This is a genomic window from Microbulbifer variabilis ATCC 700307, assembly GCF_000380565.1.
GTDB classification, from domain to species: Bacteria; Pseudomonadota; Gammaproteobacteria; order Pseudomonadales; family Cellvibrionaceae; genus Microbulbifer; species Microbulbifer variabilis.
The window spans coordinates 121,695-136,891 of the sequence record NZ_AQYJ01000021.1 but is presented as its reverse complement, the minus strand read 5'-3'; the positions used below and the strand labels follow the sequence as shown (position 1 = coordinate 136,891).

Annotated in this window: 11 protein-coding genes; 5 read left to right on the top strand and 6 right to left on the bottom strand. The window is 44.2% G+C overall.

Annotated elements, in window-relative coordinates; translation table 11 throughout:
* Positions 1–64: 64 nt before the first annotated feature.
* Entirely contained in the window at positions 65–1,120 is a 1,056-nt protein-coding gene (locus G367_RS0103715) for an NAD(P)H-dependent flavin oxidoreductase (protein WP_020411753.1), read from the top strand.
* Positions 1,121–1,189: 69 nt separating this feature from the next.
* Here the strand turns inward: G367_RS0103715 and G367_RS23015 are convergent, their stop codons facing one another.
* Entirely contained in the window at positions 1,190–1,633 is a 444-nt protein-coding gene (locus G367_RS23015) for a PaaI family thioesterase (protein ID WP_020411752.1), read from the bottom strand.
* A gap of 74 nt (positions 1,634–1,707) precedes the next feature.
* Positions 1,708–2,076: a VOC family protein gene (locus G367_RS0103705; protein ID WP_020411751.1), complete on the bottom strand. Its 369-nt coding sequence runs from the start codon at positions 2,074–2,076 to the stop codon at positions 1,708–1,710.
* A 195-nt stretch (positions 2,077–2,271) separates the two neighbouring features.
* On the opposite strand from G367_RS0103705, the gene G367_RS0103695 reads away from it, so the two are divergent.
* The gene (locus G367_RS0103695) at positions 2,272–3,039 is read left to right on the top strand and encodes an alpha/beta hydrolase (protein WP_211214881.1); all 768 of its coding nucleotides are present in this window, start codon (positions 2,272–2,274) and stop codon (positions 3,037–3,039) included.
* 37 nt (positions 3,040–3,076) lie between these two features.
* Here G367_RS0103695 and G367_RS23010 read toward each other — a convergent pair whose 3' ends face one another.
* The 3 genes from G367_RS23010 to G367_RS0103680 form a co-directional block, all read right to left on the bottom strand.
* Positions 3,077–4,138: a HupE/UreJ family protein gene (locus G367_RS23010; RefSeq protein ID WP_020411748.1), complete on the bottom strand. Its 1,062-nt coding sequence runs from the start codon at positions 4,136–4,138 to the stop codon at positions 3,077–3,079.
* Positions 4,128–5,045 carry a peptidylprolyl isomerase gene (locus tag G367_RS0103685; protein WP_020411747.1) on the bottom strand — a complete coding sequence of 306 codons (918 nt, stop codon included), beginning with the start codon at positions 5,043–5,045 and terminating at the stop codon, positions 4,128–4,130. The genes G367_RS23010 and G367_RS0103685 overlap by 11 nt, the downstream gene beginning before the upstream one ends.
* A 94-nt stretch (positions 5,046–5,139) precedes the next feature.
* On the bottom strand, positions 5,140–7,113 hold the full coding sequence (locus G367_RS0103680; protein ID WP_245556650.1) for a DUF3604 domain-containing protein: 1,974 nt from the start codon (positions 7,111–7,113) through the stop codon (positions 5,140–5,142).
* A 122-nt stretch (positions 7,114–7,235) separates the two neighbouring features.
* Here G367_RS0103680 and G367_RS0103675 point away from each other — a divergent pair, with 122 nt between their 5' ends.
* Positions 7,236–8,273 (top strand): AraC family transcriptional regulator, encoded by a 1,038-nt coding sequence (locus G367_RS0103675; protein WP_020411745.1) that lies wholly within the window; start codon positions 7,236–7,238, stop codon positions 8,271–8,273.
* A gap of 182 nt (positions 8,274–8,455) precedes the next feature.
* Here the strand turns inward: G367_RS0103675 and pepN are convergent, their stop codons facing one another.
* Positions 8,456–11,089 (bottom strand): aminopeptidase N, encoded by a 2,634-nt coding sequence (gene pepN / locus G367_RS0103670; RefSeq protein WP_020411744.1) that lies wholly within the window; start codon positions 11,087–11,089, stop codon positions 8,456–8,458.
* Positions 11,090–11,384: 295 nt separating this feature from the next.
* Here pepN and G367_RS0103665 point away from each other — a divergent pair, with 295 nt between their 5' ends.
* Both G367_RS0103665 and G367_RS0103660 read left to right on the top strand, forming a co-directional pair.
* The gene (locus tag G367_RS0103665) at positions 11,385–11,831 is read left to right on the top strand and encodes a nuclear transport factor 2 family protein (protein ID WP_157533318.1); all 447 of its coding nucleotides are present in this window, start codon (positions 11,385–11,387) and stop codon (positions 11,829–11,831) included.
* A gap of 256 nt (positions 11,832–12,087) precedes the next feature.
* The gene (locus tag G367_RS0103660) at positions 12,088–15,024 is read left to right on the top strand and encodes an intermembrane phospholipid transport protein YdbH family protein (protein WP_157533317.1); all 2,937 of its coding nucleotides are present in this window, start codon (positions 12,088–12,090) and stop codon (positions 15,022–15,024) included.
* Positions 15,025–15,197 lie beyond the last annotated feature (173 nt).

The window sequence follows — 15,197 nt, the reverse complement described above, 5'->3', positions numbered from 1 at the left end:
CGGTATAGTTACCGCGCGCAAACTACCTTAATGTAGTAAGACAAATATCAGAGAGGCCGGTGGGATGGCGCAAGCACTATTGGAAAGACTGGGAGTTCCGCACCCAATACTCCAGGCACCCATGGCAGGTGTTTCTAGCCCAGAACTGGCCGCTGCTGTTTCTAATGCAGGCGGCCTGGGCGCTCTTGGCCTCGGAGCAAGTTCACCACAAAAAGCAGCAGAGCAAATCCGCCAAACCCGGGCACTAACCTGCGCCCCATTTAACGTAAACCTCTTCTGCCATCAGCCAGCTATTGCAGACGCTAAACGCGAAGCAGATTGGCTTGCCCACCTCGCTCCTTACTTTGCCGCCCTGAAGGCGACACCACCTAAAGAACTCCATGAGCCCTACTATAGCTTTATCGGTAATAGTAAAATGCTGTCAGTAATTCTGGAAGAGAGGCCAGCCGTAGTCAGCTTTCATTTTGGCTTACCAGAGCAATCCACTATCGACACCCTGAAAGATGCAGGTATTACTCTTCTAGCTACCGCCACAAATCTTATAGAGGCACAACTTATTGAAGAAGCCGGCATTGACGCCGTAATTGCACAAGGTATAGAAGCCGGTGGTCACAGAGGTGTATTCGAACCAGAGCTTGATGAGGAGCTAGGCACTTTGGCACTAGTAAGGCTACTGAGCTGCCAACACCGCCTACCGGTTATTGCCGCAGGAGGCATAATGGATGGAGCCGGTATCCAGGCAGCTTTTTCCCTCGGTGCCAGTGCGGTGCAGATGGGGACAGCTTTTGTTCTATGCCCTGAATCCGCCGCTAATGATACCTTTCGCAAATCCCTTCAGAGTGAGCGGGCACACAACACCGCAATTACCATTAACATTTCCGGGCGCCCTGCCCGGGGAATCAGCAATCGCTTTTATCGAGAGCTGGATATAAATGCCCCTGCCCGCCCGGACTACCCTATATGCTACAGTGCAGGTAAAGCACTTGCCGCCGCAGCAGCCAATGCTGGCAGCGAGGACTTTTCAGTCCAATGGGCAGGCCAGGGCGCCCCATTAGCCAGAGCCTTACCTGCAAGTGAATTAATGACAACTTTAATCGCAGAGATCGAAGCCTGCAGCTAGTTTAGAAAAATATATTAGCGGATCTATACCTACCCCTTTTTCTGGGCACAAGCTCACCTGATACACACACTAGTGATCTTGTTTTTTGGCGGAGGAAGAGAAATTCCGAATAAGAGCGGTAGCAGTAGACCTGGCAATCAAGGTTCCCTCCTGGAAAAGTTCTCCCTCAAGGAAACAAACACTAGCCCCCTTGGAAACAACCCTCCCCCATCCATATAGCTTACCGATTACAGCAGGTGCAATAAAGTTTATTTTCAGCTCTAAAGTTGGCGCAAACTCATTATCCTCAAGGGTTACAGCAAGCGCCGGCCCCATAGTATCGTCGAGCATGGCGGATAGAAATCCTCCCTGGATATTCCCCACAGGATTGGTAAAAGCCTCTTTCGCCTCAAACTCAACCTTTACCTTTCCGTTTTTGCAATCTATCTCCAGTATTTTTGCACCAAGAGTTTGTGCCGCATTAGGCATAGGTAAATTGCCATCCAACATTTTATGAAACATCCCTTTGCTCATTAACAATAATCCTTAAAAAAATCCATATATAACTTTTGTCGGAGTAGAGGCCGTCTTTGTGTCTCAAAAAATTACTAACGCGAAAAGATAGCAACTTTGTTTCCATCCAAATCTCTGAAATATGCACCATAGTAAGCCCCCTGATTTCTCTCTCCAGGTTCGCCCTCACTAATAGCACCCAATTCTATTGCCCTAGTAAATATGGCATCCACCAGTCCTGCATCTTCCACCTTAAGAGCCACCATAGTGCCATTGCCATGAAACGCTGGCTCACCATCAAAAGGAACCGTAATTGATAATTTTACTGTTGAGTTCGGAAACCCCCAAAATATAACCCGTTCAGATGAATAGGTTTTTGTAGCCTGTATGACAATTAAAATTGCATCATAAAAGCGCTCAGCTCTCTGAAGGTCATTAGTGCCCAATGATATATGCGAAATCATCTAAATATCCCACAAATAAAATTACGTACTTTTAGGTTCTCAATGACGAAACAGCTAAAAACTCTCCTTGTGGTTATAGACGTCAATCGATACGTACATCAATTGACCAACAGCCACATTACCTCATCCAAAATCCAATAAAAAGCATACTCCCTTGCTAAGCTTTCAACATTCCCGGTAACAGAAAACAGGAGAATAGCCATAGACACTCCCATTGTTCTAATTCACGGTACTAATGCTGGCCCTTGGACTTTAGAGAATTTTCATAACTACTTTATTCAAAAAGGATTTAACTGCCATAGTCCCGCCTATCGGTACCATGAAACCCCAAAATCAGAAGCGGCTCATCGACTCCTTGCCGGAACAAGCATTACAGACTATGTAGAGGATATAGCAAAATTTGTTATACATTTGAATAGAAAACCAATTCTAATTGGACATTCCTTAGGTGGAGTTATTGCACAAAAAATAGCCTCCATGGGCCTAGCGCAAAAAATAATCTTATTGAATGGAAGCACTAACTGGGGAATTCCACCCACAACCAGCCAGGAATGCAGTCTTGGCAAAATGTTTATGGCATCGGGGAAGTTCTGGGAGGATATACTATTACCCGACTTTGAAACAATGGCAAAATTCGGGCTCAACAAACTAAACTTATCTGACCAGCACCTTGTATTTAATCGTTTAGGACCGGAATCAGGCAGAGTGCTTTTTGAACTATTCTTCTGGATCTTTGATGAAAATAAAACCACCAAAATTGAATATGAAAAAATAAAGTGCCCTATTCTAATGATCTCAGGCTCTGAAGATCTCGCAATACCACCCTCTACAGCACGGCTCATCGCCAAGAAATGCAATTCACAAACCACCTTGCATGTTGCGGAAGGCTATGGCCACTACTTAATGCTAGAATCCAAATGGATAAATATTGCTGAATTTTGCTATAAGTGGATAACCGAATAGAAATCTTACATTTAATGTAAATTAAAATTCTTAAATTCTAAGAAACCAATTCTAAAGATCTTTCAATCAGCCAATACCCACTCACCACACCTACTGGGTAAACAGCTGATGTAGACGGCATCAAACCACGAAGTGAGTATACTGAAAAACCCCATCTTAAAAATATCAACTTAACCATATATGTCAAAAGAAGCACAAATAAAACAAATACCAATTGACCAAGCTCGACACCAGCATTAAAGCTAATCAAGGCTACTAATTTTTGGTCGTGAGGAAGGCCCAGCCCTGTCAATGCACTGGCAAACCCAAATCCATGTAACAACCCAAAACCGCTAGCAACAATAGCCGGGAATCGCCAAGACAAAGTATTCCTATCACGAGAATGCCCTGCATTAATAATCTCAGCCGCTAGGACCATAATACTTAATGGGATTAATACTTCTACAACATCCACCCTTATGGTAAAGAAATTCAAGCTTGCGAGCCCCAGTGTGATCGAGTGACCTAGCGTAAAGCCAGTTACCGCTATCAAAACACCCCGAAGCCCCCTTGCAATAAAAACCAGACACAAAACAAAAAGCAGGTGATCGTAACCTTCTAAAATGTGTAAAAATCCTGCTTTAATATACTGCCTCACACATTCCCAGGCAGACAAATCAGCAGGCAGATTTACTTCCAATACACCTGGGCCATTAAAAAGGTGGACAGCATCCCCATTTATCCTTTCAAAGTGAATCAAGGTAGATAGCACTGGATTTGCAACAGGGTATGCAAGATATATTTGCAAATCAGTAGTAGGGCTTTTAATAGTATTGAAGCTTAGAGATTGGCACTGATACATTTTTACAGCAGAATGACGAGGAACCTCAACTCCAGAGATTTTTTGACAGCCTGCACCCTTTAAGTAAATATCGGGCTCAGTACCCGGCTCCATCACGGGAGGGATCTTCCATCGTAAACTATAGACTTTTTCTGAGACCTCCTGCAATTGAATATAAATTGGCCTCCCTTCATGGGCAAAGCCAGGACGACCATAGATTCCACCCACCAGAAAAATTAAAATAATTAATCTTAACCTGCAGGAATATCTATTTAACATAGGTAAAATCCGCAGACAAATCCTGTATTGAAAGATCCCATTCAACTCGATATTGAGCAATCAATTCCTGTATCTTACGTCGCCTCATATCATCCATTCTTTGACGGCGATAGTCTTCTAATACCAGAGGAGCAACCTCTTGAAAATTTGGCAGGCGACTGGGATTATTCTCAACCACCAATACTAAATGCAATCCATAAGGGGATTGATAAGGCCCGGACCAAGTGTTTATTGGCAACTGAAATATTTTCCGGGTCATATCCTCCCCCATATGACTAGCTACCAGTTGACGCGTTCGCGCCACATAATTTCGGTGAAATATAAATCTATCTCCATACCCTGCGGATTTTTCAAAAGCCACTGACTTTTCCAAAAGGTGATCCAAGGTCTGTAAAGCTACCTCCTCTAGACTGTTATTAAATTGATTCCTGGAATCAAAAAAAACATGAGTGAAAGTCACAGAAGCTTCAATCCGGTACTCTTCCTGATGAAGCCAAAAGTACTGCTCTAAATCCTGCCGGGAAACATTAATATCACCAATAAAGCCATCTGTAACATACTCAAGCTTTTGAATAAGGCGACGACGTATGATCTGATCATTATCCTGAAGGCCAAGATTCATAGCCTCGCGGTAAAGCACTTCCTCCCTAATATAGTCATGAATCAAGTCTGATCGATCAGAGGGGGCCAAGCTCTGCCAGTAAGTCCTGGCAAACCTCGGGTTGAATGTTTTTTTTTGATATTGAATATATTCAATTAACAAATCTTCATTCAAATGTAGAATATTCGTTTGATCCGATGCTCCTGCCTTTGGATCCACCAGCTCAATACCAACAAATAGAAACAAAGCGATAGCCAAAAAATGTACCAATGGATCTCTACCCAGTCCTCCCAAATTCTTCAGCATTTAAGCCTCCCACTAAAAACCTCTACAACTACTAAACTAATAAGGTTAAGCAATGATCGCCTCACTGTACCATCAGACTTTATTCATTGATTAGCTACGGCGTATACCAAATAGGTGAGGTATAGGCACGCTCCTGAATAATTGCCGGGCCTTCAGAGGGTATCTGAACTCTTCCATGGTTGATTTCTTTTGCTGCCACCGCATCGTAAAGGGAGTGACGCGGCGTTGGAATCTGTAAAACACGAACATAATAAAAAGCCCTCTGGTTCATATCAAAGCCTGGATCCTGCCATAACGTGGACAACTCGATAGAACCCAGGGTATTGGTATAAAGGCCTGTCTCGCGGTCAACAGTATCACCCACCGGAGGTAATTGACCTCTGTTATCCAGGGACCGCTGGCCAGACCAGGCTACGTTAAAGATCTGCTCATGGCTGTGCCCTCCCTCGTCGAGCCATGACTTTACAACTTGGACTCTATCAAGATTTGCTCCTTTGGGATCTTTAACAGCACGTATCAGTAATTGTATCGACTTATCTGAAGCTTGGGGCCTGGTTAAATCCCCCCCCATAGGCACTCCATGGGAATAACCCAATTCAGCAATATTTTCTGCATCTATTGCATGCTTTGGGAAACTCCAACCTGCAAAAACACGCACTTGAATTCTCGGCCCTGTAGTTGCATAAACCTCACGACGCTTAAAAGCGGCAAACAGGCTTTCTCGTGTATTTTCCTCGGCCCAAACTGCAGCAAGACCAGAAGCTGACATATTCCAACCAGTTGCTTTGGTTCCGCCTATGACAGTATTTTTCCGCTTGCCCTCCGGAATTGAATCATGGGCAAATTTACCCCAGAAGTTTCCCTCTTCAGCACTCGATATACCGGTATGAGAATCGGTGGACCCAATCAATCCAAACTTATAGGGATTCATCCCTATTTTCTCTCCAATCTCCAAACCAGCCCTTAAGCCAGAGCGCACATAGTCGCCTTTAGCTACACGATAAGCTTCTGGATCAGCTTGTAAGTAGAAAGGATAATTTTCGAAGTCAGCAAAGGGATCCATAGGTGAAAGCTGTGAGTGCGTCTCGGAATCCCCTTTTATTTGCGTCATCTCAACCAGGGGCTCCCAGCGCATGCGCGTTCGTGCATACTGTGTGTCGATCGGCTCACCACGCAGAGTGGTTTCTGCAAACATGTACCCTTTGGACACATTGGAGTTATGGGGGATAGCAATGAACTCGCTACCAGTTCGCTCTGACGTTTCATCCAACCAACGCCATAATTCCTCTGGATATTGACTCTGGTCTGACCCAAAAGGCAGATATTGCTTAGCCTGTTTGGAACCATTGGGGGAAACTACCACCCGATGCAGGTTGGCCCCTGTAGGGGTTGAACTCCACTCCCAACCTATAAAGCTCGTGAAAGTACCAGGTTGATAATGACGCTCGGCTGCATCAATGATTTCATGCCAAGCAGTTTCCCGGGTTTGATTTAAGTCCCCGAGCACCGGCTCTGGGGCAATATTGGCAGGGTCCTGTACTGGATCAGCATCATCCTCCGAGTTGAGCGCCTGTATCGGCAGCAACTCATTAAATATATCCATCCCCTCATTCACAGATACTTTATAGCGAATATGCTGCTTGGCGAACCAGCGCTTTATTGATTGGGAAATGGGTAATTCTGTATTTAGCTGGTCTGTTTCGTTAACTATCGCCCTCATCACCCCCAATCCCTCTGCATGATCGGAGACCACAAGAAAGTCCAGCGGTGTATCTATTCGTACCTTAGCATGAGTATAAGGGTGAATAACCGGTTGTCCCTTGGCCCACCGATAAGCAGTATCAGGTGTTGCCGAGTAATTTTGACTTAAAAAGGCATCGAATGAGTAAGAGGTATGTAAATGCATATCTCCCCAGAAAAGCTGGGTGGGCTCATCAGCCTTCACACTTCCATATAATGCGGAGGCTGATAAACCAGTAAGTACCACTATTCTTTTAATTAAATTGTGCATAGTTCCCATCGCATGAGTATCGGGACTTACTTTAAAAGCAGCAGGTTTCCTTAACATACCAAGACTGTTAGGCTAATCTTGGAAGAATGTAGAAATACTGATTTTGATGCTAATAGTTTGGCCTATGCACTTCTTTACTTAACTGGCCAAACTCTTGACCAATTAGGACAAGCTGGCAAATGGCTGAGAATGGACACACAACCATTGCAACCTGGGTTTTACCCATTATTGAGGCTTTAAAACCTTATTGTCCCCCCCGGGAAGTCCTGCGAAAGGCCGGTATCTCAGCCTGTAGCATAGAGGATACAAATAGACGTATCCCTTTGGAAAACATGAAAAAATTATGGAATCTGGCAGAGTCCTTATCCGGCAATGATTGCATAGGTTTAGAGGTTGTGAAGCATGTTAACCACACAAACCTCCACGCTCTAAGTTATGCTCACTTGGCCAGTAGTTCCATCAGAGAAAGCCTGGAGCGGTCATCGCGATTCTCAGAGGTAGTCAGCACTGCCATGAAAATCAGTGTTCGCAATGAGCGACACGAAGTAATAGTCTCCTGGCACAAGGTCGAAGACTTGCATTATGAGCCCAGCATCCATGCAGTGGATGCCTTTATCGCCTTGTTAATAAAATCATGCAGGAAAATATCCCCGGATATCCACAAAAATCTGATTGCAATTAACCTTACGCGCACGAAGCCAGTCAACCCTGAACACCATCGAATGATGTATAGATGCCCAGTGGGATTTTCTGCAAGCACCTGTGAAATTCGATTAGAACGCGATTTTGTAGATCGGCACATCTGCTCAGGAAATAGTGAGTTGGCTAATATCAACGAACAGGCACTAACGAATTATCTATCACGCCTAAGAAAAAATGACATTATCAATATAACAAATAAAGTTTTAATAGATCTGATGCCTACCGGTGACCTATCCCAAGAAATTGTCGCCAAAACCATCGGAATCAGTTGCCGCAGTCTACACAGAAAACTTAAGGAAAAAGGTTCCAGCTATCAGGCAATACTGGACAAAACGCGTAAACACCAGGCTATTCAGTACCTGAAGCAACAAGAGTTACCCGTGACATCAATTACCTATAAGCTTGGATTCAATGACACCAGTAGCTTTTCGAGGAGCTTTAAAAAATGGACGGGAAAATCCCCACGTGAATTCAGGAAACATGGCCAACAAGAAGAGCATAGCACCAGTGAATAAAACCTATCTCATCAATGTGTAATCGCATATAGCTTACTCTTTAAAGGCCGTTCATAGCTACATATCGGAACGCAACCCAAAAATATCTCTAAAGAAGAAACACACCACCAACCATAAGGTACATTATGTGTGACTGTTTGTGCGGGGCCGTATTACGACCACCGCTCTTTTCTGACTAATGGCTAATTCATTAAACTCTTACTCACCACTTCATAAACATCTTTGGAGAGCTCCCCGGAATTTGACACTCGTAATAGTGCAGCTTTCATTTTATCTGCCAAATCCCCCTGATATTTCTTCCAGCGCGTGATAGGAATTACCACTCTGGAGGCTATCTGGGGGTTTAACTTATCTAAAGCAATAACCTGGTCTGCAACAAACTCAAAACCACTACCATCATTTTTGTGGAATTGTTGGAAATTTCGATTGGCAAACCCACCAATTACTGCCCTCACTTTATTTGGGTTTTTCAACTCAAAGGCGGGATGCTGCATAAGCGCTTTGATATTATTCAGGGTGCCTCTTTTCGCGCTACAGGCTTGCTGTGCAAGCCAAAGCTCAGTAACTTGTGTATCTTCCTTCCAGCGGTCATAAAATTGATGAATGGCTTGTTCAGCGTATTGATCATTACCATAGTTAATCAATGCACTTAACGCCGCTGCTCTGTCTGTCATATTTCCAGCCGAATCAAATTGTCGCTGAGCGAGATCTAGAGCATCCGCAGATTCTGTGATACAGAGGTATTCCAAGCAGATATTCTTTAACCTGCGCTCAGCGATATCCTTGGCATTAGGGCTATAGGGCCTTTCAATATCAAGCTCAGCATACCGTTCTTTTAACTCATCAATAAGCGCGCAGGAGAGCGATTTACGAGCAAAAGCTCTTGCAGCGACAATAGCTTCAGCATCAATAGATACTGATTCCTCCGCAATGGAGTGCTCACTGGGCAAAAGCATAATTTCCGCAACCAGTGCCGGGTCTAGCTCTTTATCCAACAATATATTCCGATAAGCCAAAATGAGCTCTGGAGACAGTTTTAAAGTTAAACCTTCTTGGTATGCACCCTGAAGCAGATTCATAGCCTTAAACGCTAATCTTTGAGAAGCATCCCATCGATTAAAAGTATCCGAATCATGGCTCATCAGGAATAGAAGCTGCTCAAGACTATAGTCATAGCGTACTTTCACTGGTGCAGAGAAGCTTCGTAAAAGGGAAGGTAGAGGCTTCTCATTCAGCCCATTAAACTCAAACATCTGTTCACTTTCAGTGATCTCCAGAACAAGCTGGGTGGAGCCCGCTTTATCCAACGCGATATCGCTCCCTGTTGAGTCCAGTAACCCCACCGTAAGGGGAATGTGGAACGGGAGTTTGTCTTTTTGCTCAGGTGTAGGAGGGCAAGACTGGCGAATGACAAGCCTATATACACCCGTACTTTCATCAAATTGATCTGTCACATCCAAGACTGGCGTGCCAGCCTGGCTATACCAGCGACGGAACTGGGTGAGATCCACCTGATTAGCATCTTCCATTGCAACTATAAAATCTTCACAGGTAACGGCACACCCATCATGCCGCTCAAAGTACAGGTCACTCCCCTTGCGAAAGCCATCCGCTCCTAAAAGCGTATGGATCATACGCACAACTTCTGCGCCCTTTTCATACACAGTAAGTGTGTAGAAGTTAGAGATTTCCATATAGGAGTCCGGGCGAATAGGGTGCGCCATTGGACCGGCATCTTCCGCAAATTGATTAGTACGCAGCAAGGTCACATCTTCAATACGTTTAACGGCCCTCGAATTCAAGTCAGCGGAAAATTCTGCATCGCGAAAAACCGTAAATCCCTCTTTAAGACTAAGCTGGAACCAATCGCGGCACGTAACCCTATTACCCGACCAATTATGAAAATACTCATGACCAACGATTGATTCAATTCTTTGGAATGCCGAGTCGGTAGCGGTTTCCGGGCTGGCTAAAACACAGGCAGAATTGAAGATATTCAACCCTTTATTTTCCATTGCCCCCATATTGAAGTGATCAACTGCAACAACCATGAAAATATCGAGATCATATTCCCGACCATACACCTCCTCATCCCAGTGCATGGCACTTTTCAAGGATCGCATCGCATGATCACATTTGCCGATATTTTTTGCTTCAGTAAAAATCTGCAGCTTTACTTCACGTCCACTGGAAGTGGTAAAAGTATCATCAACATGCTGTAAATCTCCCGCAACCAGAGCAAAGAGATAAGCCGGTTTGGCAAAAGGGTCTTCCCAAGTAACAAACTGACGTCCGTCCTCAATATAGCCCCGATCCACTTCATTACCGTTGGAAAGCAACACAGGATGATCTATTGGGGCCACAATGGTAGTTGTGAATTTTGACATTACATCAGGCCTGTCTGGATAGAAGGTAATCTTCCTGAAACCCTCGGCCTCACATTGCGTACAATACATACCGTTGGAGAGATACAGGCCCTCTAAGGATGTATTATCCTCAGGGTTTATCCGATTGTGAATTTCCAGGAGAAAATCTGGTTTCTCAACAATAATCGACAATCCCTGCGGTAACTCCTGATAGTCAGCGGGAGACAGCATGGTGCCGTCAATAGCAATAGACAGCAGTTCCAGGTCGATTCCATCCAGAAGTAAAGGCGGTATTCCCTCTTCGGCCTCCGGATTTCTACGAATTTTGAGACGGGATTTCACTAGGGTGGCCTTTGGCTCCAGTTCGAAGCACAAGTCGGTACTATCCACCAGGTAATCCGGCACACGATAGTCCTTCAGGTAAGTAGTCTTCGGCTGGGCATCTTGCATTGTTGAAACATCCTCAATAAGTATGTTCCTATCGGAACGGTAAGGGGATAAATAAATTGGGGTAAAAAGCAGTATTACAAGTTGAAATAATAAGCCTAACTATTAGCATTTCTTATGGGCTTGTATTCCCACTTATCACTCAGTAGATCAGAATAACAAGACCTTCTCCATGCCGGCTGGTTTGGAAGCCTCTCACCCTGACACTAGCATTCAGCAATTTTGCGGCCATTTACTTTCACAGTTATCTTTAAAGCAACAAACGGTCGGTGGGCTGCTTCTCACTCAGGTGGTCATTATGGGTAACAAGCTTATCGCTTTACTGTTTATCGTTGGCATTTTGCTTTTCATTGCTACGCCAGCTTCGGCAGCAAAGCTGGACGATGAGCTGAACTCCCGCATGGAAGCTCTCAAAATGGCCTTTATGCAACATGATGGTAATGCCATCAGAGAAATAATGACTAAAGACGGATTGATAGTTACTCCCTATTACAAGGAAGCCCTCGGTCCCGGACAGGTTGTTGAAAAGTTCAGAACCTTGGATATTAAGAAACACTCCTCTTATAAGGTCTCAATAACACCTCTGAGCGCAAAGACTGCACTTATGACCATGTATACATCTTTTGAGGGCAGCTTCGAAGATAAGCCAGTTTCCGCCTGGCTGTTTACATCCAGCCTCTGGGTCAAGGAACAGGGCCTATGGCGCCTGAAGCTACTGCAGGAGACCATAGTAGAAGCACCATGACTGCTTGTTCACATTTTTTCAGCCATGAATGAGTGAACCATCCTATTCACGAATAATCCAACGTTTGCACCAATGATTATCCGGCCAGTTTGATAAAATAGCCTTTTACCAACTTTATGGGAGCAGTTGTCCTGCATTGTATGCCACCTACTGCAGTCCATAAGCGAGATAACAAAGTTACCTCCTTTCCTGGAGCTTGAGGTTTAGCGTGCGAAAGCCCCGTATTCTTATTTTTACGTTTTTAACTATCCTGGCTATGCTGCTATTCGGCAGCTGGTGGAAGAAGGATATCGTCGCCCCTCAACTTATCAATTTATTTTCCGGTGAAGTCGTCATCAAGCAACTATCCGGGCTGAACATCAGTTTCAGGGAAGTTTCCATTGAGCGGATTCAACTGACATCCACCAGTGGCAAAAACCTGACTCTAGATAATGTTCAAGTACTCTACCCATTCCATGTACTTATCAGCCGGGATAACATCCAGAGAATAGAATTATCAGTTGACAAGTTAACTCATCAGGAAAGCAAACCGGACACACAGAATCCGACGTCTCATCTGCTCGCAGAAGAAATTATTTTTTCCCTAGAAAAGATCGCCCGGGATATCACTCAAAATATACCCGGAAAAGTGCTAGTGAAGGAAATCGAAATTAATAACAGCTTTATTGCTGGCCCACTCAGCATTGTCCGAGAAGACAGCAACATCCTCGCAGAATTACCCTATAAGACTATTGGATTTGATAACTATCACATCTCTTTAGAGCTAGACCTAACCCCAGACAAGATTTCTGTGAATGCTAGTATCACTCCAGGTTCTTCTGAATTAATATCCTATACGACACTGAGTATCTCGAAAGAGGGCAGTAACTATTGGCAGTTGAATGGTGAAGCAACTTCGAACCTGGAAGTAATTACTCCAATTATCAGGGCTACTCGGCTACTAAACCTATTTCCAGAAAGTGAAATTGACTCCAGCGGACGACTTACTGTAAATGCAAATGCACTTATCCCTGATAATATCTTTTCCCTTTCGGATTACCAGAATATCAATCTACAGGTGAAGAGCAAAGCACTGGAAATTTCAGGTTTCAACGACAAATCAATCATAAATACGACGGCCAGGCTATCAACCACAACGCCTATTGAGATCGAGTTTAAATCATTTTCTCCCCTACTACTCGAGTACATCACGGGTTCCGGTGCATTTGAAGTTTCATCTAAACATGATAACGAAGCTGATAAACCCCTGCTCAACTTGAAATTTGAGTCCGCTACTGACGAAGCACAAAGCCCCAAACTACACGCGGAGGGTTCTGCTTATCTCGATGCAGCAGAGCCTATACTACAATCGCTTCACCGGAAGATATTTGCTCCCTCATTTACAGTAACCAACTTGGGGGGCAAGCTGAAGTTTCAGAGTGAGATTTTCTTTAAGCCTGTCAACTCAACCTCGGCGTGGCAAAGCTGGCTAGAAAGGATTGGCATCAACTTTCTCCCTGGCAGTGAGATACACCTCAACACTTCAATATCAAACCAGGAAAAAAATTCCCTTTTAAAGTCCACCGGATTGGACCAAAGCCAAGCAGATGTAGAGATTGTAGATACGGTACAACTTATATTGGAGCCATCTGCCACCAACACTTTTGCGGCCTCTATCAGCAATGGTGGGGTTAATTCAAAATTACAAGCATCTGGTTCAACCACCTCAGCTGTTTTACAAATTAGACAGCTTAATTGCAGTTATAATAGGACTTCTGAATGCGATTTCAACCTGGACTTAATGGCACCAACCATTATTAACAAAACGATAAATACCGTCGTAAAGGAGCTTCATTCTTCTGCAAAAATCAAAATCCAAACGGACGGTGACATTCGAAAAGTTAAACTTGAGCAGATAAATACCACATTTGAAGAAATTACAGGGGGAGAATTCAAGCTAAAGAAGGGTGTTATTCAACAACCCCTAATGAACTGTGAGATAAAAACACTCTCTACAAGCTGTATTAGTCCGAAATGGAAAAATCAACTTGATGCATTTAACAGTGAATCTATTTCGTTATCTGGAGATTTGGTCTTAAGTGATTTTAACCTAAAAACTACCAAAAGAAACACTGAGCTAAGTGCCAACTTCTCCAGCAAAAACCTCAAAGTTATTACTCCTGAAAATTATTCAATGACACCAACCCTCACTGGGGTTTTCTCCCTGAACGGAGATAAGATTGAGGGAAAAAGCCAGCTCAATGCTGGGGCTTTGAGGCTTGATTCGAATTGGTATCATAATATCGAGCAGGCCACCGGTAATATTCATTTTTCCTTACCAGAGGTTGAATTCACCACAAATAACCCCCTCAGCAAGGCAGTTCAAGGTTTGCCCTTAGATATAGTTTCAGGGGCATTTTCTGCCAATGGCAATGTATCCTGGCCTTTACAACCAAAAAATTCCTTCAAGTTAATACTTACCAATATTGCTGCAGTCTACGGGGAAAGTTTTGCTACTGGAGTAGAAGGGACAATTCTACTGGAAAACGATGAGGAACATTGGTTTACGCCGAAGCCTCAGCCGCTATCAATACGATCTATCAATGCAGGACTCACTTTGGATAAAGTCCTTTTTTCTTTGTCTCTGGACAGGGAGCAGGATCTGTCGCTGAGGGATTTCTCAGCTGAATTTCTTGACGGGGAGCTGCGTTCAGAAGCGCTCACCTGGAATCTGGCCGATAAAACTCGGAGCAGTATCCTGTCTGCCAAGAATGTGTCCTTGGAACAATTGGCTCAGGAAACTGAGTCAGAAAACTTTGAAGCTGGCGGACATCTAGATTTGGTGATTCCTATTATAACTGGCCCCGACGGCATCACAGTAAAGCACGGCCATTTGGAAGCAGTCGAGCCGGGAGGACGACTGAGATATTACGGAGCTTTTTCCCCTCAGATACTGGCGGGTAACCCGCAACTTAAGCTGATTGCGAATGCGCTCGAAGATTACGATTTCCGTACCCTGGAAGGCAGTATGGAGTACCCTCCCAGTGGTGACCTGCAGCTAAGCTTAAAGCTTGTAGGGCGCAGTGATTCCGTGGATTCAGAGCGGGATCTGATTATTAACCTCAATCTTGAGAATAATATTCCAGCCATGCTTCGCTCTCTTCAGGCCAGCCGCGATCTGACAGAAGCCTTGGAAAAGCAGCTGGACCAATAGGTCTGGATTAAAGTAGGCTCTTCGAAATTGGGGACTGGCTAATTCAGAGCCGGTTAAGGTTAAGCGAATACTATATGGGGAATATGGTAACTCCCAATATGGTTGGCAAACCTGGCCCAGACATTGAGATAACTGCTGTAACAGCAACAAATAGAAGGTACCTGAAGGTACGG

Bases quoted from the DNA above. Each gene is read 5' to 3' on its own strand.
- G367_RS0103715 (WP_020411753.1), top strand. From the start codon at position 65: ATGGCGCAAGCACTATTGGAAAGACTGGGAGTTCCGCACCCAATACTC.
- G367_RS23015 (WP_020411752.1), bottom strand. From the start codon at position 1,633: ATGAGCAAAGGGATGTTTCATAAAATGTTGGATGGCAATTTACCTATG.
- G367_RS0103705 (WP_020411751.1), bottom strand. From the start codon at position 2,076: ATGATTTCGCATATATCATTGGGCACTAATGACCTTCAGAGAGCTGAG.
- G367_RS23010 (WP_020411748.1), bottom strand. From the start codon at position 4,138: ATGTTAAATAGATATTCCTGCAGGTTAAGATTAATTATTTTAATTTTT.
- G367_RS0103685 (WP_020411747.1), bottom strand. From the start codon at position 5,045: ATGCTGAAGAATTTGGGAGGACTGGGTAGAGATCCATTGGTACATTTT.
- G367_RS0103680 (WP_245556650.1), bottom strand. From the start codon at position 7,113: ATGTTAAGGAAACCTGCTGCTTTTAAAGTAAGTCCCGATACTCATGCG.
- G367_RS0103675 (WP_020411745.1), top strand. From the start codon at position 7,236: ATGGCTGAGAATGGACACACAACCATTGCAACCTGGGTTTTACCCATT.
- pepN (WP_020411744.1), bottom strand. From the start codon at position 11,089: ATGCAAGATGCCCAGCCGAAGACTACTTACCTGAAGGACTATCGTGTG.
- G367_RS0103665 (WP_157533318.1), top strand. From the start codon at position 11,385: ATGGGTAACAAGCTTATCGCTTTACTGTTTATCGTTGGCATTTTGCTT.
- G367_RS0103660 (WP_157533317.1), top strand. From the start codon at position 12,088: ATGCTGCTATTCGGCAGCTGGTGGAAGAAGGATATCGTCGCCCCTCAA.